The sequence below is a fragment of the Microcoleus sp. D3_18_C4 genome, from assembly GCF_036702355.1.
Lineage (GTDB): Bacteria > Cyanobacteriota > Cyanobacteriia > Cyanobacteriales > Microcoleaceae > Microcoleus.
In genome coordinates, this window is sequence record NZ_JAUBTF010000026.1 from 1 (window position 1) to 23,106 (window position 23,106).

The 23,106-nt window shown below is 44.6% G+C and carries 17 protein-coding genes; 6 read left to right on the top strand and 11 right to left on the bottom strand.

Features of this window, described 5'->3' with window-relative positions:
* Positions 1-84 precede the first annotated feature (84 nt).
* Together QUA90_RS14720 and QUA90_RS14725 are read right to left on the bottom strand one after the other, a co-directional pair.
* Positions 85-729, bottom strand: coding sequence for an IS607 family transposase (locus QUA90_RS14720; RefSeq protein ID WP_333322004.1), 645 nt, complete (start codon positions 727-729; stop codon positions 85-87).
* A 65-nt stretch (positions 730-794) separates the two neighbouring features.
* Positions 795-1,409, bottom strand: a complete 615-nt coding sequence (locus tag QUA90_RS14725; RefSeq protein ID WP_333322002.1) for a hypothetical protein — start codon at positions 1,407-1,409, stop codon at positions 795-797.
* A gap of 529 nt (positions 1,410-1,938) precedes the next feature.
* Between QUA90_RS14725 and QUA90_RS14730 the strand changes: the two genes are divergently transcribed.
* Positions 1,939-2,844 carry an alpha/beta hydrolase gene (locus QUA90_RS14730; RefSeq protein ID WP_333322000.1) on the top strand — a complete coding sequence of 302 codons (906 nt, stop codon included), beginning with the start codon at positions 1,939-1,941 and terminating at the stop codon, positions 2,842-2,844.
* 195 nt (positions 2,845-3,039) lie between these two features.
* On the opposite strand, the gene QUA90_RS14735 is transcribed toward QUA90_RS14730, so the two are convergent.
* Positions 3,040-3,564 carry a DUF4330 domain-containing protein gene (locus QUA90_RS14735; protein WP_333042459.1) on the bottom strand — a complete coding sequence of 175 codons (525 nt, stop codon included), beginning with the start codon at positions 3,562-3,564 and terminating at the stop codon, positions 3,040-3,042.
* Positions 3,565-3,945: 381 nt separating this feature from the next.
* Between QUA90_RS14735 and QUA90_RS14740 the strand changes: the two genes are divergently transcribed.
* Positions 3,946-4,797 carry a M48 family metallopeptidase gene (locus QUA90_RS14740; RefSeq protein WP_333446226.1) on the top strand — a complete coding sequence of 284 codons (852 nt, stop codon included), beginning with the start codon at positions 3,946-3,948 and terminating at the stop codon, positions 4,795-4,797.
* Between the two features lie 200 nt (positions 4,798-4,997).
* Here the strand turns inward: QUA90_RS14740 and QUA90_RS14745 are convergent, their stop codons facing one another.
* From QUA90_RS14745 to rfbF, 5 genes are all read right to left on the bottom strand, one after another.
* Positions 4,998-5,768 carry a metallophosphoesterase family protein gene (locus QUA90_RS14745; protein ID WP_333446228.1) on the bottom strand — a complete coding sequence of 257 codons (771 nt, stop codon included), beginning with the start codon at positions 5,766-5,768 and terminating at the stop codon, positions 4,998-5,000.
* A 381-nt stretch (positions 5,769-6,149) separates the two neighbouring features.
* Positions 6,150-6,896 carry a DUF1995 family protein gene (locus tag QUA90_RS14750; RefSeq protein WP_333446230.1) on the bottom strand — a complete coding sequence of 249 codons (747 nt, stop codon included), beginning with the start codon at positions 6,894-6,896 and terminating at the stop codon, positions 6,150-6,152.
* Positions 6,897-7,124: 228 nt separating this feature from the next.
* On the bottom strand, positions 7,125-7,856 hold the full coding sequence (locus tag QUA90_RS14755) for a cyclase family protein (RefSeq protein WP_333446231.1): 732 nt from the start codon (positions 7,854-7,856) through the stop codon (positions 7,125-7,127).
* Positions 7,857-7,940: 84 nt separating this feature from the next.
* Positions 7,941-9,005: an acyl-CoA dehydrogenase family protein gene (locus QUA90_RS14760; protein ID WP_333446233.1), complete on the bottom strand. Its 1,065-nt coding sequence runs from the start codon at positions 9,003-9,005 to the stop codon at positions 7,941-7,943.
* Between the two features lie 205 nt (positions 9,006-9,210).
* Positions 9,211-9,987: a glucose-1-phosphate cytidylyltransferase gene (rfbF, locus tag QUA90_RS14765; protein ID WP_333446235.1), complete on the bottom strand. Its 777-nt coding sequence runs from the start codon at positions 9,985-9,987 to the stop codon at positions 9,211-9,213.
* Between the two features lie 370 nt (positions 9,988-10,357).
* Here rfbF and QUA90_RS14770 point away from each other — a divergent pair, with 370 nt between their 5' ends.
* Together QUA90_RS14770 and QUA90_RS14775 are read left to right on the top strand one after the other, a co-directional pair.
* Positions 10,358-10,897: an RNase A-like domain-containing protein gene (locus tag QUA90_RS14770; RefSeq protein WP_333446237.1), complete on the top strand. Its 540-nt coding sequence runs from the start codon at positions 10,358-10,360 to the stop codon at positions 10,895-10,897.
* Positions 10,894-11,193 carry a contact-dependent growth inhibition system immunity protein gene (locus QUA90_RS14775; protein WP_333446238.1) on the top strand — a complete coding sequence of 100 codons (300 nt, stop codon included), beginning with the start codon at positions 10,894-10,896 and terminating at the stop codon, positions 11,191-11,193. Before QUA90_RS14770 ends, QUA90_RS14775 begins: the two co-directional genes overlap by 4 nt.
* Positions 11,194-11,263: 70 nt before the next feature.
* On the opposite strand, the gene QUA90_RS14780 is transcribed toward QUA90_RS14775, so the two are convergent.
* From QUA90_RS14780 to QUA90_RS14790, 3 genes are all read right to left on the bottom strand, one after another.
* Positions 11,264-12,592 carry a GH39 family glycosyl hydrolase gene (locus QUA90_RS14780; protein ID WP_333446240.1) on the bottom strand — a complete coding sequence of 443 codons (1,329 nt, stop codon included), beginning with the start codon at positions 12,590-12,592 and terminating at the stop codon, positions 11,264-11,266.
* Positions 12,593-12,665: 73 nt separating this feature from the next.
* A complete protein-coding gene (locus tag QUA90_RS14785; protein ID WP_333446241.1) occupies positions 12,666-16,172 on the bottom strand; it encodes a glycosyltransferase in 3,507 nt (1,168 codons plus the stop codon).
* 127 nt (positions 16,173-16,299) lie between these two features.
* Positions 16,300-18,846 (bottom strand): glycosyltransferase, encoded by a 2,547-nt coding sequence (locus tag QUA90_RS14790; RefSeq protein ID WP_333446243.1) that lies wholly within the window; start codon positions 18,844-18,846, stop codon positions 16,300-16,302.
* A 160-nt stretch (positions 18,847-19,006) separates the two neighbouring features.
* On the opposite strand from QUA90_RS14790, the gene QUA90_RS14795 reads away from it, so the two are divergent.
* Positions 19,007-21,325 carry a tetratricopeptide repeat protein gene (locus tag QUA90_RS14795; RefSeq protein WP_333446245.1) on the top strand — a complete coding sequence of 773 codons (2,319 nt, stop codon included), beginning with the start codon at positions 19,007-19,009 and terminating at the stop codon, positions 21,323-21,325.
* Between the two features lie 183 nt (positions 21,326-21,508).
* Positions 21,509-22,801: an ATP-binding protein gene (locus tag QUA90_RS14800; RefSeq protein WP_333321969.1), complete on the top strand. Its 1,293-nt coding sequence runs from the start codon at positions 21,509-21,511 to the stop codon at positions 22,799-22,801.
* The last annotated feature ends 305 nt before the right edge of the window (positions 22,802-23,106 follow it).

Here is a 23,106-nt window from a genome sequence, read left to right on the forward strand (position 1 = left end):
AAACTTATATTTAACTCACCTTGAATATATCGATCGCTCCTGCTAGTGGTCTGCGATCAATTATTCAGCAAACCCTAGTTAAACTTACTTGGAATTCTTTACTTGGTGAAGTATATGGGACTCTGAACAAGGATCTATATCCTCTACAATATTCTTAACTTTTGCTTGATATTTCCGTAACCCGTAGATGCGGGAAGAAAAGCAGTCGATAATCGAGAGTAAATCTTGAGTCAATTCTTCATGCGGTGAAAGGGTTTCGGCGTTGGCGACGATAATCGTTCCGCCATTCCACTGTAGAATTTGCTCGACCAATTCAAATCCAAATCGGCAGAGTCGATCTTTGTGAGCCACGTATAGCATCTTGACTTCGCCCTGTATTGCCCATTGTATGATTTGCAGGAATTTGGGACGATTGAAGTTCAGTCCTCCCCCAATCTCTTGAATGGAGTCCGTGATGGAGACACCTTGGGCCAAGCAAAATTGTTCCATAGCCTGTGTCTGGCGAAGTAACTCTGGTTTTTGTGCAGTGGATGAGACGCGGCAGTAGACGATAACTCGGTTTGGTGTTTTACCTGTTTTCAGATTTCGGGCGATACTCAGGTGACTTTCTGTATAAAGACGCTGGTTGCCTAGTGTCCTATTGGGGACTAACTTGCCTTCACTTTCCCAACGCCGTAAGGTAGAAGACGAAACTCCAACTAACTTTCCAAATTCTGCCACTTTCCACATAAAACTTCTTCTTAAGGATTAACTATGGATAAGTTTAGCGAACTATTTGGCAATTTAGTTCAAATCTAAAATCCAAACATTAAGTCATCGACTATTAGCTGACCGTCAAAAGCGTAAAAACTAATTCGATGAATATTCGGAGCTTTTACGCGCAGGGGAGCCCTAGGGGCGATCGGAGAATTAGACCCGACCAGATTGGGCGCCGGCATTTCATCCTGAACAATTGGGTTGCCGTCAATGTCACAAGCTGATAAAACAGTTCGTCGCGAACTGGTGACAAGTCCTGACACCCAGCGAACTGGATACTTAAAAGTTACTTCTATCAGTCCGCTTTTGGGGGCGCCCATTAACACTGTTGCCCCAGAACCCGTGAAAAATGCTGGGTTTGAAGGTTGGATGGCGACGGCATTGCTAAAAGTCACCCCCCAATGTGCAAACTGGTGTTCTACTACTTCAAAGCATTTCAAGTCTTCTAAAGCTACGCGGACGATCGCAGGTACTGTGGCACGCGATCGCACCTCTGACCCTGCGCCTGAGCGTTCTGGAGTGGCGACAACAGACTTTTTGCCGTTTAAATCCATGCTTCGACAGGCTGTGTCAAATTCTGCAAACCCGTCCGATTGAAGACTTTTCGCATCAACCATAAAACCCTCGCGATCCCTTTTTCTGAGCAGTTGCATTTTAGTAGACCTCCCTGAGATTAGTTGTTTCTTCTGTTTTGGAATTGATAACGGCGAGGTCAGTGATTGCCAAACCTGCAATTAGGAATCGAAACCCCATTGCCCGCCCTCCAACAAAGACTTTCGACCTCAAAAGCCACTGCTCCGCAAAATATCGTGATTAATGATTTGTGATTGGCGAGCGTCGGCAAACCTGCCGCCTGCCTGAAAGCCAGTTCTAATAGTCCTCCTTTCCGAGCGCCTGCTTTCCCAGTTAGCGAACAGACTCTATTTTGTTGAGGGGTCTTACCCATCATTTTGCTATTATCTCCCATCAGCGGTAGTTTGCAAGGGTAAGGATAACTACACAGCCGAATTGCCCAAATCGCAAAACTTACTTGCTGTCTGTAGTTTCACGCTTCACCTGTACTAAAATAGATTTAAATCATTACTCAATCTTTACAAAAACGCCACCAGCTTTGCAAGTTTTTTAAACAAAGACGGGGCGACGGAAAAGAATCTAAAATATAACAGCGATTAAGGTTAGTTTATGCTTGTACCCCTCGGCTTCGGTCAGCGATCAATAGTTACTTCTCTCGGCAGAATGGTTTACTACACTGCTGAAAAAATGCCTTGGATGGGGTTGCCGACCTCAACTTCGGAAAATAAGCCGAACTTAGTATTTTTTCACGGTTTTGGCGGCGGGTCGAGTGCCTACGAATGGTCGAAAGTTTATCCGGCTTTTGCGACAGAATATCGAATTTTAGCACCTGATTTAATCGGTTGGGGGCGATCGGAACATCCGGCAAGAAATTATCAGGTTGAAGATTATATCACAACTTTGATCGAATTTCTCGAAAAAACTTGCGGCAGTCCGACAGAGGTGATTGCTTCTTCGCTAACAGGGGCGATCGCGATTCGAGCTGCGATCGCACGGCCGGATCTTTTCAAATCTCTGATTTTGACCATACCCAGCGGTTTGTCGGACTTCGGACAAGATTACGGCAGCAGTTTCTTCGCTAAGCTAGTCAACACGCCGATTTTAGATCGCTTGCTCTACAGTACCGGAATCGCCACAGACGGCGGCATCCGTAGCTTCCTAGAACAACGCCAATTTGCCGATTCGCGTCGCGTTTACCAAGAAATTGTTGATGCTTACCTCCAATCTGCTTTGGAACCAAATGCAGAATATGCCGCCCTGTCTTTTGTGCGGGGAGATTTGTGCTTTGATTTGTCGCTGTACATCACTCAGCTAACAAGGCCGACAGCGATTATTTGGGGAGAAAAATCGCAGTTTACCGGGCCCGATATCGGCCAGCGGTTGGCAAATCTCAACCCCGAAGCAATCAAAGTTTTTCAACCTCTGGAAAACGTAGGTTTGACTCCGCAGTTAGAAATTCCCGCTGTCACGATTGGCTTAATTCGGCAATACTTAAAATTGCTTTCGGAAGGGTGAAAAAGTTCGGCAACGGATTTTTAAATGGATGTAACGGATGGAGGAAAAAGGAAGAAGGAAGTTCGGCAACGGATTTTTTAACGGATGTAACGGATGGAGGAAGAGGCAACAAGGAAGATTAATTACCCATTACCCATTAGTCCTTACCCATTACTAAGGACTAATGACTAATGACTACTGACTACTGACTACTAATTATTCTTTTACTCGCACGTCGATAACGCTGGCGTTGAAAATGTACTTGTTGCCTTCAAGCTCTAGAGTAGTGCCAATTTTGACTTTCGTATTACCTAAAACCGGGCCATTTTCAGTAAGTTGACCTTTTCCCTCTAAGGTAAACATCATATTTTTGCTGAAGGCTTCTTCTTCTCTGGGATCGGGGAGAGCTTTCAGAGTGCCGTTGGGCTGAGGAACTGCTAGGGTTCTGGTGAGAGTTTTGACAGATTTGATGGTAATCTGACCGGAGGGTTGATTGCGGATCACCACATTGATTTTATCACCCGGTTTGAACAAATCTTGAACGTTTGTTCCTTTGAGACCGATCGCAATTGCATCAATCTCTACAGGTTTGACACTGGTGCCGACTTGGGCGACGGAACCGCCAGAAGTGCCGGGAAAGAAGAAGATTCCGACTGCAACTAGCAGTACGATCAGAGCGGCAGCTACGTCTAGAATGCTGAGTTTGCCGAACAGTCGGCCTTGAGAATCTAAAATTTTCATAATCGCCTATTATACTGATAGCGACAGGAGTATGTTTACAAGCTCAGGACTTACGCAGACATCGATGAAAAACAGATGCTGCTATTGCTGAGCTACCGCTGGCAATGACATACTTTATTGATGTGTAAGTCCTGAAGCTAAAAGATATTACCACAACGATCGCCCAAAATCCGCATGACTTGGGCACTTAAAGCATAAGGCAGAAGGCAGTTGTTGAGGGCGGTTGGTTGCCCAGTTGCCGATCGCCGTGAAGCTGGTGGCGCCGTTAAAAATTGACAAAAAGCTAGAATAGCAACTAAGCAGCCTCAAATTGCGTCTGCCTATTGAGTGACTTTTCGAGTATTTCCTCAAATTTTATCTAACTTCTCCCACGTATCAATCATGTTAAAAAGTTTTTGGTTGACTTGTCGGCGTACTTGTGGTAGGGGAATTTATCTGTTTCTGTCCCTGATTGTGGCTGCGGGTATCTGGGTGGTTTCCCCAGAACCGACTCAAGCATTTTCTTTGCCTGAACTTATTTTTCGAGGCATTCAAGTTATTCAATTGTCGAATATGTCCGATCGCCAAGAGGTGACTATTGGCAGACAAATTAATCAGCAGTTGACCAGCAGCCAGTTTAAGATTGACCGCGATCGGGACACTACAGAATATATCAACCGTATCGGTCAACGACTCGCTCAAGAAAGCACTCGCCCCAATATTCCTTATACTTTTCAAGTGATTGACGACGACGCGATTAATGCTTTTGCAACTATGGGCGGTTTTGTTTATGTGAATAAAGGCTTAATGGCAGCGGCGGACAATGAGGCAGAATTGGCCAGTGTGATCGCCCACGAAATCGCTCACATTAATGCTCGCCACGCGATTCAACAAATGCGTCAAATGGCCATAGCTTCAGGTGTAGCTTCGGCAACTGGGCTCGATCGATCTCAGGCGGTTCAGATTGGGGTGGAATTGGCTTTGCGCCGTCCCCACAGTCGCCAAGCTGAGTATGAAGCCGATCAGTTGGGATTGCAAACTATGGGGCGAGCAGGCTACGCTCAATCTGGGATGGTTGATTTTATGAAAAAGTTGCTCAACAAGCCTTCTCCTCCTAGCATTTTGAGCACTCACCCGGCAACTGGCGATCGTATTGCTGCTATTTCACAGGCTATAGATCCGGATCTTGCTAGCGGTGAAGGTTTGAATAATGAGGATTACAGGCTAGAAATCCGCAGACTTTTAGGTTCGTAGCAATTCTCAATCTGTCAGGGGCTCTATTGTTTTCTCTTCTATTTTCTTACTTCGCGATCTAGCGCTAACGCGCCGCTTCGCTAACGCGTCTTCGGGGTTCGTTAAAAAACGAATCCAGTTACTAGGGTAAGTCAGCAGCAAGTTAATTTCGATTTAAGATATCGGACTTAATCTGACATACCCTACAACTAAAACTTGATTTAACACTGCTGTTGAACAATAGAATCGATCGCAGCTTGCGGGGGTGGAATCGGCTGCGGCTTCAATTGCCGAACAACTTCGTCAAACGGCAAAATTCGGACTTGATTGTTAAATACATTTACTTGATAAACTCTGCGGTAGCTGAGGTCAAATCCTGTCAGCCAGCCGCTTTTGGGATGATAAGCACCCGTGTCAATATCCAACCACCCTTCGCCCCTGACTAATTCGCCCGGTCTGACCCCATGAAAGGTAAAGGTGATCGTGTGACCGGTGATAATTAATTTATTGGGAAAATAGGGTTTCGACATGGTGTGAAATTCCCTGCGAATCCAACACAGTTGTTCGATCGACTGTTCATCGAGCGACAGATGGGGGTCAACGCCGGCGTGAACCAGCCAGATGTCCCCTAAATCCAGGTGCGTGGGGAGCGATCGCAGCCACTCTAAGTGTTTGTACGGCATCATCCCTGTATCTCTGTAGCTCGCTACTGTCGCATCGCCACCACTGTAGAGCCAAGATTGCCACGCTCGCATATCCATCGGCGTTCCCGACAAAGCCTCCAGCATCAGTTGTTCGTGGTTGCCCAACAGAGTTTGGTAGGGGCTTTGCTGCACAAAATCTAATACCTGAGCGCTTTTGGGGCCACGATCAATTAAGTCTCCTAAAAAATAGACGCGATCGTCCAAGCCGGGGGCAAGTGCCTCTAGCAGGGTCATTAACCCGTCGTAATGCCCGTGTACGTCCCCGATAACAATGCGCCGGTGCTCCATTGTGTTTATCCGCTTCCCTGACTCAAAAGCCCCATCTCTAGCTTATAGCATCTGATTTTGCTGCTATTTGCCTCCCCTCTTTTACGGTGGAGGGGTGTCACCCATTATAGTGCCTTGTATAAAGATTCTGTAAAGCTCGCCAGTACCTGTTTGCGTAGCTACTGATAGAAACAGAGGCAAGTTATATCAATTCCGCTTGCACTCCTCGATATGAGTGTTGACTGTTGACTGTTGACTGTTGACTGTTTGGACATTTGAACAATACCGATGCAACCGGAAACGATATTATGGCAGTTTTAATTTGAGCGAAGTACAAATATCGGGTAGGGGCACGGCGCCTGGCCGTGTCCTGGGCGTATTTCAGAGAATTGAAAACTGCTGTCACTGAGTCAAAGCTTTGAGGAATGTTTGGAGTTCTGCCAAAAAACCTTTCTTTTTTAAGGGTTTGGCAGGTGTGGTGGAGTCAGGATCGTCGGTTCCGAGAGCTTTGGCTAAAATCCGCTCTAAATCGTCTCCGACTGGTTTTTGGGCAGTTTCAGAAATTAGTTTGTATTCGTCGTTTGTTTCCAACCACACTTGCCACGATTGGGGGTAGCAGCGGAATAAAGCAGCAGTGTCTAGGGGTCTGATATAGTAGCAGGATTCGATTTTGCTGAGGAATCGATCGCGCAATTGGCGGCCCGCATAGCCTATACCTATGGTGGCAACATCTTCCAGGCGCGGGTTGAGTAGAATTACGGGGCGACCGGCCGCAGCTATATAAATTTTTTCGACTTGGGCAACTTCTACGGCTGCTGGATTGATCAAAAGGAAAAGTTGATCTTCCGGTGATATTTTATCTTCAACAGGGGTGCGACTGCTACCCAAATCAGTGACTTTAAACGGTGTTTCTCCCCAGTCGCGACGCGCGAGGGCTGCCGCACCGGTGTCGGGAAAAAAGACTTTGACTCCGGGGTAGATTTCCTCAAATTCTGGGAGGAATTGTAGGGTGATAGACTGTGCTTGCAGGGCGATTTCTGGAAATACTAATTCGACTTGCAGTAGAGTTTTGCCGTCCGAGAGGGCAGCGGCGGTGGCAATGCGGGATTGGGCGATCGCCTCGTTGAGATCCTTGGGCAGTTCTGTCATTAATCTAATTGTTTTTACTCGACTTCTCTCAATCTAATTTTACCTGAGATATTGCACCATTTTCAATTACCTATTTATGAACTGGCAAGATGCCCGTTCCACAATAAAATTCACTCTTTGTGGAACGGGCATCGGGCTTTCCGACCTGTGAAGCGAGAAAATTCACTCTTTGTGGAACGGGCATCTTGCCTGTTCTTGAGCATAATGCAAGATGTAAGTTTTACCGCCTCAAGCAACAAAAGCTAACACCGACACGGGCGAACCGGAACCTCCCAAAAGGCGCAATATTCCGATAACTAAAGTGATTTCAGTCACAGGTAACAAGTCGAGATTTGTTAGATTTTCCAGCACTATTCGCTGCTTTTCCAATACCAATTTGTTAACCGCAAAACTTTGATCTCGCCCGGTATCGACTCCGTGGGTGTCGGTGCCAATTCCGGCTATCGAGCGTTCTTCTAGCAAAAATTGAGTTGCTGCTTGGCTAAATCCGGGAAAGTGGCAAATTCCGCGATCGTCTCGGTTGAAAAATGCTTTCTCGTTATCCCATTTTGCTTGCCACCCAGTATACAATAAAACTAGATTTCCCGGTTCTATAAGTTTGTGCTGCCGTTCCCAAGTCAATATATCATCAATTGTTAAAGTGTAGTCGGGATTGGCAAGGCTTTGCTCTCGGATGTCGATCGCAATTGCCGGCACAACGAGTGACTGCGGGGAATAATTATCAATGCTGGCGCCTCCTGCATAAAAGCTGTTGGGTGCGTTGATGTGAGTGCCGCTGTGTTCTCCCATTGAGAATTTTCGCAGGAAATACCCGTCTGTTTCTATTTGGGCTACTGTGGCAATTTCTGTCGCTGGATCTCCTGGCCAAATGGGAATATTTGGGTGAATTGCATGGGTTAAGTCTACAATTGTGCTATAGGCGATCTTTTTTAAGTTATTTGACTTAAAGTTGTTGGTCATCAGGTTAAATATATCTATTATTTATTAAACACAGTTGAGCTATTGACCTTCTGCACTCTCAATCTCATATCTAAAATCTACTATCTAAAATTGGATTAGTCGATCGAGCGTTGCTTCCATCACATCCTTTGTTTGCCCGGAAACAGTATACACCAAAGCTTCTCGATAAACTCTCCCGGCGGGGTGTAGCGCACCGTTAGCAGCACCGCTAGAAACTGCAACCGCCGCGTGCCCGCAACGCACGGCTAAATCAATGGCTTGAGCTCGCAGCGCTAATTGTTCTGCTTTTGAGCTATGTTGAGATTGTGAGAAATTCTGTTTTAGCCGATCGAGCTTTTGCTCTAGTTTTTGACAAGCCGCCGTTATAAAAGGTGAATTCTTAGCAGCCGGCGCTGCTGCAATTACATCCAATCCCGCTCGAATACAGCCAAAAGTACCCGGAACAAAATTCAGTATATTTTTGGTGTCGTTTTCCAAAATCCAGCCGACAGGTTTAACTGAAATTATTTCCGATTCATGCAGCCACCAATTATCGAGAGTTGCTGTCACAGTATTAGTCGAGTTCATGGCGATTAACTGCATGATTTCGCTGCAAGCTATTTTACCATAGTCGCGTTCAATATTGACAAAAGGCACTAAACCGAAAACAGCGCTTGCGTCAGGAAGTACCGCCGCTACAATAAACTTTTGAAACAAGCCAAAACCTGTTACCCAAGGAACTTTTCCTGACAGTAAATAGCCATCTTTTGTGGGAGTTGCGGTGACGGCCGGATTGCCCGATCGCCTCAAATGCGAAAACCCAATACCCAAGCGTAACTCTTTTTGGGCGATCGCGGGCAAGTATCTGCTTTTTAGCATTTCATTGTCGCTGTTGGCAATCATCGCAGTTGCACTGTGGTGCTGAGTTTGCAGGAAAGACAAAGCGCCGGAATATCGAGCCGTCAATTCCTGATATTTGTAAAAAATCTCCGGTGCAACTTCGGCACCGCCCCATTTTTGGGGAACTCGCAATGCTAAGAGCGATCGAGCTTCCAATCCCGCAACTGCTGTTTTTAGGGCTTCCGAGTCGCTGTCGATAATTTCAGCGTGGGGTGAAACGCACTTTTTCAGGTAAGTTTCTGTGCTGTTGAGAATATCTTGGGAATCCATTTTTTATAATTATTTTATAGTGAGTTTTACCTTATTTGGGAAAGTTTCACTTCCCACGGATAGGGATCTATAAAAACCCAGTTACTACGATTTTTGCGACAACTCACGAAAAATCTACGAAGCAACCGGATTTATGAGGTAATTTTATAGTAATTTTTAGTCAAACTTGTGTGGGGCGGAAATTAAGCCTCGCCCCCAAACTAATTTATTTCCACACTTTCCAAGGAGCCTTCCCTTCATCCCAAAGTTCGTTTAAATACTTGTACTCTCGAAAAGTATCCATCGCAAAGAAAAAGCCGTCATGACGGTAAGCCATCAACTGTCCGTCTGCGGCCAAACGCTGCATCGGCTCTTGTTCTAAAATACAATCATCTCCCCCCAAATACTCAAATACCCGGCGGTTAAATATCATATATCCAACACTAATCCAGCCGTCGATCTGAGGCTTCTCAGAAAACTGTACTACGCGGTTATCGCTGTCTACATCCAAAATTCCAAAGCGAGAAATCGGACGAAATGTAGTGACAGTGGCCAGCTTCCCGTGAGATTTGTGAAAATCCATCAAGGCGTCAATATCGACATCAGCTACTCCATCGCCGTATGTCACCATGAAATTCTCGCGATCGATATATTTTTCGATCCGTTTTACCCGCCCTCCTGTCATGCTTGCGGCGCCAGTTTCAGCTAGTGTCACTTTAAAATCTTGTTCGAGATGTTCCTCGTGATAAGTGATGGTATGTTGGCGTCCCAGACAGATAGTAAAGTCATTGTTCATGGCTTCATAATTTAGGAAATATTCTTTAATCATGTTGCCGCGATAGCCCAAGCACACAATAAAGTTTTGGAAACCATAGTGTGCATAGATCTTCATGATGTGCCAAATAATTGGATGGCCTCCCACCTCAACTAAGGGTTTGGGACGAAATTCTGTTTCTTCTCTGAGACGAGTACCGAGACCGCCAGCTAGGATAACTACTTGCATTTTGTCACATTTTTAAAGATGATCAATTAATTTATCATCAATAATCAGTGATTTATTCAAAGAATTATTAACTTTTTCTCATAGTGAGTGAAGCTTTGTAAACCACAGAAATCACAAACTATTCTCAATAATCGTATGCTGGGCGGCCAGCCCCCTCTATTTACGTCTATTTATGAATAATCCTAGGGTGCGCGCGGAGAAGCATGTATTTAAATATTGCGGGCAATTTCTACTTAACCGTAGGTCGCGCACTGCACACCGTATATTTAAATGCGGCGCGCAATTAATTTCTAACTTACGAATGGTAGATTAGGAAATACACAAAGAAAGCCAACACCTCTACTAAATATAAGGAAGAGATTAAACAGCAATGAAAAATCAACTCGATCGCCTAAAAAAGTTTTTAGGTATCCTGTGTGCGATCGCCTCAATAATTATATTATTCCAATCTGCTATACCTGGTGTTTACGCCACGGTTGTTGCACCGGAAGGCTCAACAATATCACAAACCGCCATAGCTTTTGTACCCAACATACCGGGCGGCGGATTAGACTTTCACGAATCAGCAGGAGGACACACTTTAGAGAGACACGTTGGCAAAACAGAAGCAGAACTAGCACAGCGACTCGCAAGCGAAACGAGAATTTCTGCTGCATCTTCTTTTACTGATCGTTCCGTCGCCGAAGCGGCTATTGCAGAAGCAATGAACAGAAATCAAAGTGCGATCGACTCTTGGGTGAAAAGTCGAGGTAATCGTTATACGATCGACTACAATGCCAACAGAATAATTGGCATTACTCTGCGTCGCCGCGCATCTAAAGCAACTTCAACATCTCGCCTGAGAATCGTCCTCCAGCGCAGCGCCAAATTACCTCCCGGATACTTTATTCTCACAGCCTATCCCCAATGATAAATCAATTTCCTTATTTAACCCAATTTTTCAGTTCCTACTTTCACCAAGACTGGCCGTTAGAAGCTGACACTCCCAGCGATGTAGTTAACAACTACCGCAGCAGCGAACCGCCCGCAAGTCTTGAAGCTGCATCGCAAGAGCTCAGCAAACTGCTAGAAATGCCGATCGCCCCAGCCGATTTAGAAGCATTAATCCTCGATGAATTAGGGTGTTACTACGATCCACAATCCGAAAATCAAACAGTCAGAGAATGGTTGGAATCGGTGCAAAAATCTTTGAATAATCCTAGATAAAATCTATATATTTGTAAGGACACGGCACTGCCGTGTCCTCTATATAATTCTTATGCAACCGAAAACGATATCACTTGCTAACCGTCAATAAGTAGCCTTCGTGGACGTTAAAATTAGGGATAACATAAGCCAAGCTGCCGCTACCCACCGACAAACTTTCTTCTTTAACTGTGACAAGCTGTGGCACGGCTCCTTCTTGATTGTTGGGTATCTTTTCTAACTTTAGAGTGATTTTCTGACCCCTTTGAATACCTAGCTGCTCCAAATTTCCGAGGGTTAATGTTACCGTTGTTGCTGAGGAAAAATTGGGGTCGAAATAACCTAAAAGTATCTGTGCTTTACCTTCAGGATTTGACTTGCTGGCTAAAGCGACAAGGCGATTGTTATTTGACCAACTCCGCACCCGTGAATTAACTCCGTCAGCATAAGCTTTGTAAGTCCACCAAGCGGCTCTCGGCTCAAAAGTATTAGGCATGACCATCCCACTCAGCGTATTGTTGAAGCAATTGCTAACTTTATTTGGCCCTTTACTCTCCCAACAAGCTCTGCAAGCACCGTCAGCTTTTGCATACTCTAAGTTATACAAATAACCTAAGATTTCTCCCGGCTGGTACTGCGCTAAGTTCCCGACAATTTCGTTGACGTAAATTTTTTGCAATTTCAATTCCTTGTAAGAAGGACTTTGCTGAAAATTGCGTTTAGCCTCAATTACGTGATCGTCAATAAATAAAATCATCGTGTCGTTAAGTTCGTGCCACGATAGGAAATTAACTTCAAGTTTGTTAGCCTTGCAATAATCCAAAAAAGCGGCGAGATATTCTTTGCTGTAGCGGCCGAGGCTCGGCCCGCCAATCATTGCTGACGGCCCCAATTCTTCCCGCAAGATTTTGTAAGCTCTTTTGTAAGTTTCAAAGAATTGTTCTCTGCTTCCCTTCCAAAATGGATCTTTCCAATCTGGTTCATTCCATACATCCCAAATAATTTTCTTGCCTTTATTTTGCTGGGCTAACTGTCGGATGAATGCTTCCCATGCAGGGTAGTTTTGATAGGGCCACCCATTGGGATTGCTACCGTAGCCCCACAAATCGCTGACTACTAACTGAAACTCGGCTCCGCTGGCGATTACTCGATCGTAAATATCGAGTCTCCCCGCCCGCCAAAGTTTGGGCTGCAAGGGTTTAATCGAGCTATCCGGCGGTTTTGCAGTGTCGATTCCGTGCAGGATGCCACTCATGGAAATTGTACCGGTGGCTGGCTGTCCAAAATCTACTGTAACGTTCGATCGCAGTTGGGCGATCGCTCTTGGCTGTCCCCAATAGGCTATTAACAGAACAGTGACAATAGCTAAACAAATTGGCAGCAGTTTATTAATACGTGGGAACTTGAATGTAAATTGCATATCTTTTGTGTGGTTGATGTTTTGTGGAATGGGTCGGAGATCCCGTTCCTAAGAATACTGCAAGAACTCAGTTTTAACGAACAGATGAAAACACTTCAAAACCCTGTATTGATTCTATCACTTGTTGCCACCAGCGGGAGTTGATCAGCTCGTTGGTATCGAAACTAACTCCTTTTTCCGCAGCAAAAATACCAAAATTTTTCACCCAATCAAAGATAGTTTCTGTGGTAAAATAAGGCGTGCAGGCCCAAGCCGATTGCAAATTATTCACCATCTCGGACATATCTCCCCGATCGTAAGCCTCCCAAGCTTTCCACACTAAATAATAGTATTTCAGCAGGCTATCCACTTGCTGTACCTGCTTTTTGAGTTTCGGACTAATAGAGAAACTATCGCTCTCATCGTCACTTACAAATGCCTGCTCAATTATTTCTTCATATTCCCGAAGCATCCGTTCTTCTTTGAATAGTTCTTGGGCTCGCGCTTTGCACGCTTGTCCTGCAAGCCTGCGCGCTTCGGGATTTTCGGCCCATATTTCGACCATTTCTACCAACTCTTTTACTGTTCCTGCTGGATCGATTGTAGGATCGGGAAGTAGCTTTCCCGTGTCTCCCAATTCTTCGGGAATACCGCTGACTGCTGTGGCAATTACGGGCAATCCTTTCGCCATTGCTTCCATAATTGCTAGTGGCATTCCCTCTGCTTCGGAAGATAAAATAAAGATGTCGCTGGCGTCGAGCCAATCGGCAATATCCCAGCGCTGTCCTAAGAATTTAACCTGTTCTTCTACTCCCAATTTGCTCACAGTTGCTCTTAATTCAGGTTCCAGATTGTCGTGAGTAGTAGACCCAGGCCCTGCCCAAGCAAAGTAAATTTGGGGCCAAATTGGACGATTTTTCAATTGGGCGATCGCCTGCAATTGATACTGATATCCTTTAATTGGAGTCAATCTTGCCGCCGTAAAACAAACGACAGCATTTTCTGGGATTCCTTGTTCTTGACGCAGCCGTTGGCGAGTAGAAAGATTCGGCGGCTCAAAATAACTATTTGGTCTGCCATAATAGATTACTTTGCCTCGTTCTAGACGTGCTTTAAATAGACTTTGGAACAAGTTTAAATTCTCGTGAGAAACTGCTACTGCTGCTTTGGCTACCATGTACTGGTAGGCAACTGCATCGAAATAGGGAATTTGATCGCCGCGATCGAAGGTTTCATAATTGCGATTGATATAACCCAGACTGATTATGTAGGGTATATTTTGCTCGATCGCAACTTGTTTAGCTGCAAAGTTAGCCATCGGCCAGCCGTCACTAAATATAATCAAATCCGGTCGAGCCTGGGCGTAAATCTTTTGAGCATCATCCAAATTGTAAGCTATTCGCAAAAACTCTTTCATCGTGTCGAACTCTAGCCAAATATGTTCGATGCCGAGCTGTTTTTGTTCGGTAATTAAAGGGTTAGAAGCTTGACTTTGAACACTGGTTACTCGGTAGCCATCGGCAGCTAATTTACACATCAGCGAGTGGTTGAACTGAGCCAATCCGCCGACTCCTGAGTCTTCTGTGTACAGGAGTACGTGCTGTCTTGGCTGCCGAGAAGTCGAACTGGGAGCCGATTGAAACTGATAAGGATTGTTCGCTGCGATCGCCACTATGTCTTGCCATTCCTGTAAATTGGTTAAGGCATAGGCATCAAAGTTGTAGCCGTACTGTTCTGAAACCCCCTTAAAAGTTTCCAGCCAATTAAAAACAGTTTCAGTTCCTGTCAGATTAGTGTAATACAGAGATTTTTCCAGACATTCGACCATTGCTGGCAAATATCCGTCGCGGTACATCCGCCATGCTATCCATACGAAACACTTGTAACGTTCCGCGCGTTTCAAGTCACGGATGTGCTGAGGTAAGTCTGGCCGAGCAAAAAATTGCTCCATCAAAATTTCCGTATTTTTCATTAATTTGGAGCCGTTAGACATGATATTGCTGTCGTGCTGACGATAGCAGGTTAATATCTCTTTTAACCAAACTGACTTGCAGCCTTTTAAAGCTAAACGTAGCACAAAATCTAAATCTTCGGTTGGCGGCAAGCGATGATCGAAACCGCCCAAGCGTTCCCACCATTCTCGCCGCAGCATCATGGCGCTGGGACGCACGGATTTGTAGAAAACAAAAGCTTCTAAATCTAATTTGGGTTCTTCTTCCCAAGGCGTGACTCCATAGATGCCTTCGTCGTTTTTTCCAACGATAACCCAACCTGTTTGCACCATATCTAATGTGGGGTCAGCGTCAAAGCAAGCTACTTGTTTTTCTAGTTTTTCTGGTAAGAAGAAGTCGTCAGCATCTAGAAAAGCTAAAAACTCCCCTTTGGCTAATTTACAAGCATGATTTCGAGCAATTGCTGCTCCTTGGTTATCTTGATAGATGTATTGAATTAAATCGAGGTAAGGTGACAAAACTTGTCGAGTGTTGTCAGTTGAGCCGTCGTCTACGACGATAATTTCCCAGTTTTGATAAGTCTGGCCCAGAACACTCTCTACGGCTCTGACAATGTAGCGATCGCAGTTGTAAGCCGGGATGATGACACTGACGCGAACTTTTTTGGGAGTAATAATACTAGCCATTAACTGTTTCCATTCTGGTAATTGTCGGAGAGAAATTGCATCAATATTGCGGCCGTAGGTTTTAGCAATTTCAGTGATGCGCTTTACCCAATCTGCTATAGTTGCTGTCAGGGAGTACGGGGTATAATCCAAAGATTTTTGCAAATACTCAGTCATTTCTGCCGGATAGCCGCTGTAGTAAAGTTGCCACGCCATCCATGTCAGAGCTTCATAAAAAGCCTGCTTTTCTAATTGGCGGATTTCCTCTGGCAAGTCGGCTCTACTGAATAAATTTTGCTTTAACTTAATACTAAGGTTAGCCTGTTTTAGCGCTCTCTGGATGGACACATTTTGCCCGTGCTGGCGGTAGCATACTGTCACTTGAGGCAACCAAACAGCTTCGCAGCCAGATAGTGCTAAACGCAAGATTAAGTCGGCATCATCTACTGAATCATACTGAGAATCAAAGCCACCGACTCGTTCCAGCCACTGCCGCGAAAACATCATGGCGCTGGGAAGTAGGGGCATATAAACAATCCAGGTTTTTAAGTCTAGCTGAGGCAAGTATTCCCAAGGTGTGACATCGAAAATACTTTCGCCTTGCTCTTTAACCATTCGCCAGCCACTATTAACAATTCCTAGTGATGGCTGAGCGTCAAATAACGCAACTTGTCCAGCTAACTTATCGGACAAGAAAAAGTCATCTTGATCTAAAAAAGCAATTAATTCACCTCGGGATTCCTGAATTCCTCGGTTGCGGGCGGCAGCTACTCCTTGGTTTTCCTGATAAACATAGCGAATTTTGTCAAAATAAGGCTGCAATGCTTGGCGGGTGTCGTCGGTTGAGCCGTCGTCTACGACGATAATTTCCCAGTTTTTATAGGTTTGGCTGATGACGCTTTCTACCGCTTGCGCGATGTAGCGATCGCCATTATATGCTGGAATAATTACACTTACTCGCGGTGTCGGATTTGCTATTGACATGAATTTTATCGGTTATAAGGAAGGGTGCGGCAACGGATTCTGAAACGGATGTAACGGAGGTCAGGAAGAAGGAAGATGCCATTATACTGCTGACACAAATCCTATTTTGAAAGGTAAATCTGGTATTTTAGCGTGCATAAAAGACAGATTCAACGCCCTGTAATTCCTCGACTAATTGTTGCCATTCGGCTGAATTAATTAGAGAATATGTATCTAAATTATGCCCTTTGGCTGACGAAAAATTTCCAAAATATTCTACCCAGTTTAAGAGCGTTTCTGTAGTCAAAAAAGGTGTGTACTTCAAAGATTCTTGAAGCCACTTCTGCATTCCGCGTAGATCTTCTTGACAGTAAGCCTGCCAAGCATTCCATACTAAAGAGCTGTAGTTGACCAGGCTTTCTATTTTCGCCATTGACCTCTGCACCTTTTTTTGATTAACAAATGGATCTGTTTGGCGATCATCGCACAGTAAAGCTTTTTCGATCGCCTCAATCGACTCTGCCAACATCCGTTCCTCTTTAAACACTTTCTCGGCCCGCTGCTTGCAAGCTTGACCGATTTGATGCCGTAATTCTGGATTCATCGCCCAAGATTCTACAGTTTTCGCCAATTCCCTGGCGGTTCCCTCTGGATCGGTATTCGGATCGGGCAACAATTTCCCAGTATCGCCAAGCCCTTCAGGAATGCCGCCCACAGCCGTTGCAACTACGGCCAATCCCTTAGCCATCGCTTCCATAACTGCAAGGGAAGGCGCTGCATCTGCTAGAGAAGTCAAAATGAATATGTCACTAGCATCGAGCCAATCTAGGATATCCCAGCGCTGTCCGATCGCCTTCACGCGATCGCTCACCCCTAACTCTTTAATAGTTTCCCTCAATTCTATTTCTACATTATCAGCGCTTCCCTCACCAGTTCCTGCCCACACAAAATACAGTTTAGACCACACAGGAGACTGCTGCAACTGCTTGATGGCTTCAATCTGATATCGATGTCCTTTAATCGATGCCAATCGAGCCGATGTGAAACAGACAATCGCATCTTCAGGAATGTCTATTTCTTGTCGCAGGCGTTGACGAGCTGCAGCATTAGGAGGTGCAAAATATTTGGGAGAACGCCCCAAGTAAATCACTTGTCCTCGCTCTTTTGGCAACTTGAAATGTTGGCACAATAAATTCAAATGTTCGTAAGCCCCAACAATCAAGGCTCTAGCTTGCAGGCAGTGGTAGAGCACTCCTTCTACATAAGGCACTACATCCCCGCAGGCAAAAGTGGCGTGTTCTGGCATAACTAAGCCGATCACCATCATGTATGGTATTCCCATTTGAATAACTACCTGTTTAGCGGCAAAATTGGAAAATGGCCAACCATCGCTAAAAATAATCATATCCGGTTGATTGCTAGCAAAAAGCTCTCGTGCATCCTGAATATTTCTTAACACCCGCTGTAAATCTTTATGCCCGCTAAAATCCAGCCACAAGTGTTCTATACCTAACTCTCGTTCTCGCTCAAGCAAGGGGCTAGAATGTTTGGTCTGCACGCAAGTGACTCGATAGCCTAATAGGGCTAACTGACAAAGAATGGCATGATTGTATTGCGCTAATCCTCCCACGCCCGGATCGTCCGTGTTGTAGAGTAAAATGTGCGCTTGCGCTTTTGAAGGTGTGGGAATAGAACTCTGTTGAGATTGGGGTGGATTAGTCATCACCATCAGAATTATCTCTTGCCATTCCGCTAACTTACTCAGCGAATAAGCGTCAAAATTTTCACCATATTCTTCCGAAGCCATCTGAAAACTTTCTAGCCAATTCAAAACTGTTTTTGTGGGCGAAAAAGGCGTATATTGCAATGACTCTTCTAAACACTGGGCCATCTCTGCTAAATGACCGTCGCGATACATCCGCCATGCCAGCCACTTTAAGCATTGATAGCGTTCCGGGTTTTTTAACTGCCGGATTGACTGGGGCAAATCGGGTCGAGCAAAGAATTTTTTCATCACAATTTCTATATTCTTCATTACGCGAAAACCGCTTGACATGAGACTAGAATTGTGCTGGCGATAACAGGTAAGAATTTCTTCTAACCAAACTGCTTTGCACCCCTTTAAAGCTAAACGCAAGGCAAAGTCTAAATCTTCTGCTAGTGGAAACTTAGCATCGAAACCGTCCAATTTTTCCCACCACTTTCGGCGCAGCATCATCGCACTCGGTCGCACGCATTTATATAGAATAAAGCTTTCTAAATCTAATTTAGACGATTGCTGCCAAGGCTTGACAGCAGAAATCTCTCGCCCGGTTTCATCGACGATTACCCAACCTGTTTGCACCATATCTAAGGTGGGGTTAGCGTCAAAGCAAGCTAGTTGTTTCTCTAGCTTTGATGGTAGGAAATAGTCATCGGCATCAAGAAAGGCTAAAAACTCGCCTTGCGCTAGTTGGCAAGCAATATTTCGGGCGGCTGCTACTCCTTGATTTTCCTGGTATATGTAGCGAATTCTGTCAAAATAAGGCTGCAATACTTGCTGCGTGCGATCTGTGGAACCATCGTCTACAACTATAATCTCCAAATTAGTAAAAGTTTGAGCTAGGGCGCTTTCAACCGCTTGCACGATGTAGCGATCGCCATTATATACAGGTATAATTACGCTTAATTGCGCTGTTTGAGTAGCTGTTGACATTATTTAGCTCGCTGTTAACCTATGATTATCTAGTTTAGATTAATGTGGCGGACATTCATTATTATTCTGTGTTCGGTTGCTCTACTTACAAAAACTTGAACTTTGGCAAAGTGTAGCATATAATTTTACATGGAATGATAACTCAAAAGGAAAATAAAAAATGAATTCGGAAACAGCGCAGGTGAATTTTCAGCAACAGGCAGAACTTTATTTAGCTACAGGCAACTTCGATCGGGCGATCGCACTTTGCCAACAAGTTTTGGCCTCTGAACCCAACTCTGCAGAGACTTGCAAGACCTTGGGAAAGGCGCTGCAAGCTCAGGGTAAACTAGAAGACGCAAGGTATTGGTATAAAGTTGCGATCGCCCTGCAACCCGATTTTGCCGAAGCTTTTGCTAACCTCGGCACTCTCTGCGCTACATTGGAACAGTGGCAAGAGGCGATCGCCTGTTACCAAAAAGCCATCTCCCTGCAACCAAACTTTGCAGGATTTTACCGTAATTTGAGCCGGATATTTACCCAAGTCGGCAAAGCTGAAGAAGCAGCAGACTGTTGGTATCAAGCACTGATCGTGGAACCGATAGAAATAGCAGAAGAATATCTCGATTTAGGTAATACTTTGTTGACCCAAAATAAACCCGAAAAAGCGCTAGTTTGTTACCACCGCACCATTTTTTTAAACCCCAGTTGTTGCGAAGCTTATTGTAAAATAGCAGAAGCTGCTAGCAACTTGAAACAGTGGGACGAAGCTATTGTTAACTACCGCAAAGCTATTAAACTCCAGCCGGATATTTCGGAGTTTCATTACAAATTAGGCAATATTTTACAAGCTAAGGAACTCTGGCGCGAAGCGGAGGCTGCCTACCGAAAAAGTATTGATTTAAATCCCAATTCTTTTTTGTCATACTACAACTTAGGCAGCGTGCTGCTCAATTTAGAAAAATGGCAAGAAGCTGCGATCGCCTACCGCACGGCTGTTGAAATTAACCCGGATTATTCTTGGTCTTACTACAGCATCGGTGCAGCTTGCGATCGATTAGAACAATGGTCTGAATCCGCCGCAGCTTACCAGCGCGCTACTGAAGTAGACCCGAATTTCTTCGCAGCTTTTCACCAGTTAGGAGATGCTCTTTTTAAACTAGAAAAGTGGTCAGAAGCTGAGGCTGCATACGAACGGGCGATCGCCCTAAATGCAGATTTATTTTGGTCGCATTATAACTTAGCTTTGACTTTAGTTAAACTTCACAAGTTTGAAGCAGCCGCACTCGCTTATCGGCGGGCGATCGCACTCAATCCAGAATTCTCTTGGACTTACCACAATTTAGGAGAAGCGCTGTTAAAAACCCAACAGTGGAAAGCCGCAGCTACCGCTTACCAACGTGCTATTGAACTTAATCCTACTATTTCTTGGTCTTATTACAATTTAGGCGATGCTTTGAGTGGAAGTCACGCATGGAACGATGCTGTTTCCGCCTACCTTTGTGCGATTCAAATCGAGCCGTCTCTACCGGGAATTTACATAAAATTAGGTGAGGCTGTAATTAAAAGAACTCCGGTAGATTCAGATGTAGCAACTAGCTACTATCACCACGAAATGCAGCCGCTGCACGCTCCTGAATTTTACTGCGAAATCGCCCAAAAGTTTGCTGAGAGCGATCGGCTTAACGAAGCCATAATGTTGTACTTGATGGCATTAGAAATTAGACCAAAAGATCCAGAAATATCCCCCAAATTAGAGGAGATTTTAGAAAAACAGCGTCAAACAGGGGAATCTACTCTATTATTAGAGTTAGAGGCTAAGGATATTCGCGATCGCTACATTGCCCGAGTAGTCAAAGGCAAGACTTTTGCAGAAGTCGGCGGCTTGTGGGGAACAGTCAGCGAAAAAGTATCTGTAGCTAGCAAATACGGTGCAGTTTCTCTGACAATGATTGATGCCATGCCGGCATCCCTCAACTGGTGGCAAGATTTTCACGATCGGATGACAAGTTTAAATATTGCTAATTATCACTGTATCAATCAAGATATCACTCAGATTCAACTTGCAGACATTGGCGAACCTTACGATGTAGTTCACTGTGCAGGAGTTTTGTACCATCACCCCCATCCGTTGCAGATTTTAGTTGCCTTGCGTCAGATAACTCGCGAGCATTTAGTTTTCACTTCAGCTATTACCCAAGAAGTTATAGAGAATGAGTTAGGACGCTATGAACTTCCCCCTTCTGGAGTAATGTTTATTCCCGCTTTGGACGACGCCGAACGAGCTATTTTAACAGCTTATTGGCAGCTATACATCAACAACAACCCACTTATAGGGATAACTGAGAAAGCAGTTTTTGACATGAACAATTTTGCGGCGTGCTGGTGGCTGCCTACAGCTACTGCTTTAGAAGCTATGTGCGAAGTCGCGGGATTTAAAGTTTTAGACAAAGGATTGACTTGGAGCAATAATGCTCTGACTCTGCTGCTGGGGATTTGAGGATTGCTAAACGAATAATAAGAGGACTTGCTTGTGCACAAACGCCTAAACACCCGGTTTATGAGCGGATTCCTCGTTTTCTTTCCCCAATATTCCTACTAGAAACCGGGTGTTTTCCGTAAGTCCTAAATAAAATAGCTGCCAACATTTTTTGTGAATAAAACAGGAACTGGGAAATAATCAATGAACAATCAGCAACCAGGGACGCCGTTAGGAAACATTTTAGTAGTAGACGATACAGCAGAAAACCTGCGTCTGTTGTCTACGATGTTGACTCAGAGGGGATACACCCCCCGCTGCGTGATTAACGGAAAAATGGCTTTGAGAGCCTGCAATTCTAATCCACCAGATTTGATTTTGCTCGACATAATGATGCCGGAAATGAACGGTTATGAAGTTTGTCAGCACTTGAAACTAGAGCCTAAAACTCGCGAAATCCCGGTAATTTTTATCAGCGCTAAAGATGAAGTTTTCGACAAAGTAAACGCATTTGCTGTGGGAGCTGTTGACTATATCAGCAAGCCATTTCAGTTTGAAGAAGTGCTCGCCCGCATCGAAAGTCACCTTAGCCTGCGGAATTTACAAAAGCAGCTAAAAGAACAAAATATGCTGCTGCAAGAAGAAATCACGAGCCGCTTAGCCGTCGAAAAAACTCTTCAGGAAAAAAACCAAATCTTGCAACAAGAAATCAGCACCCGTCGCGCTGTTGAAAAAGCTCTGCAAGAGCAAAATTTGGTACTCCAACAAGAGATATCCCACCGCCAGCGCGCCGAATCTGCTCTATTAAAATCTAACCAAGAATTGGCGCGTTCAAATGCAGAACTAGAACAATTTGCTTATGTGGCTTCTCATGACTTGCAAGCACCTTTAGCAACCATTGCCAGTTACGCTCAACTTTTAGAAAAACGCTACAAAGACCAACTCGACAGCCAAGGTAGTAAGTTTATCGGCAATATCGTTCAGGGCTGCACCAGAATGCAAACTTTAATTGACGATTTACTCGAATATTCGCGCGTTGGCCGGAGTCGGAAACCTTTTCAAATGACAGATTGTAATCACGCAGTCGAGCAAGCACTCGCGAACTTGCAAGGGGCGATCCGCGAGACTAAAGCCGTTGTCACCTACAGCGAATTACCCTGGGTAATGGGGGATATTTCTCAACTCGTACAGCTATTTCAAAATTTAGTCAGCAATGCGATTAAATATCGCCACGATGCACCGCCTGTGGTTCATATTGCCGCTTGTAAACAGGAGGAAAACTGGTTAATTTCTGTCTCTGATAATGGAATTGGGATTGCTCCCCAGCATCAAAAACGCATCTTTCAAATTTTCCAGCGCTTGCACACTCAAAGAGAATATTCTGGGACAGGTATTGGTTTAGCAATTTGTCAAAAAATTGTGGAACTTCACGGCGGATGTATCTGGGTAAAATCGGAACCGGAGCAAGGTTCAACTTTTTACTTTACTCTCGCTTAATAGAGACATAACTTCGGCCACAGTTATAATCTATAAGGGAGGTAAAATTAATTACTTTCTATATTCTAAATCCTAACCTAGAAGATATAATCTAGAAGGTAATACTATTGAATATGGCCGATGAAAGCAGTAAAGAATTGGGAAGGAATGTGACTATCGGGGTGGGGAGATGGGCTATAGTTGCATTTTTTTAAACTGGTATAAATGCCCAGTTATAATAAAAATTATTTTCCGTTGACAGTCTAGTTGGTGCGTGATATAATTTTAATTATTAAACAAAATTTTTGTAGCGCTTGCTTACCCTC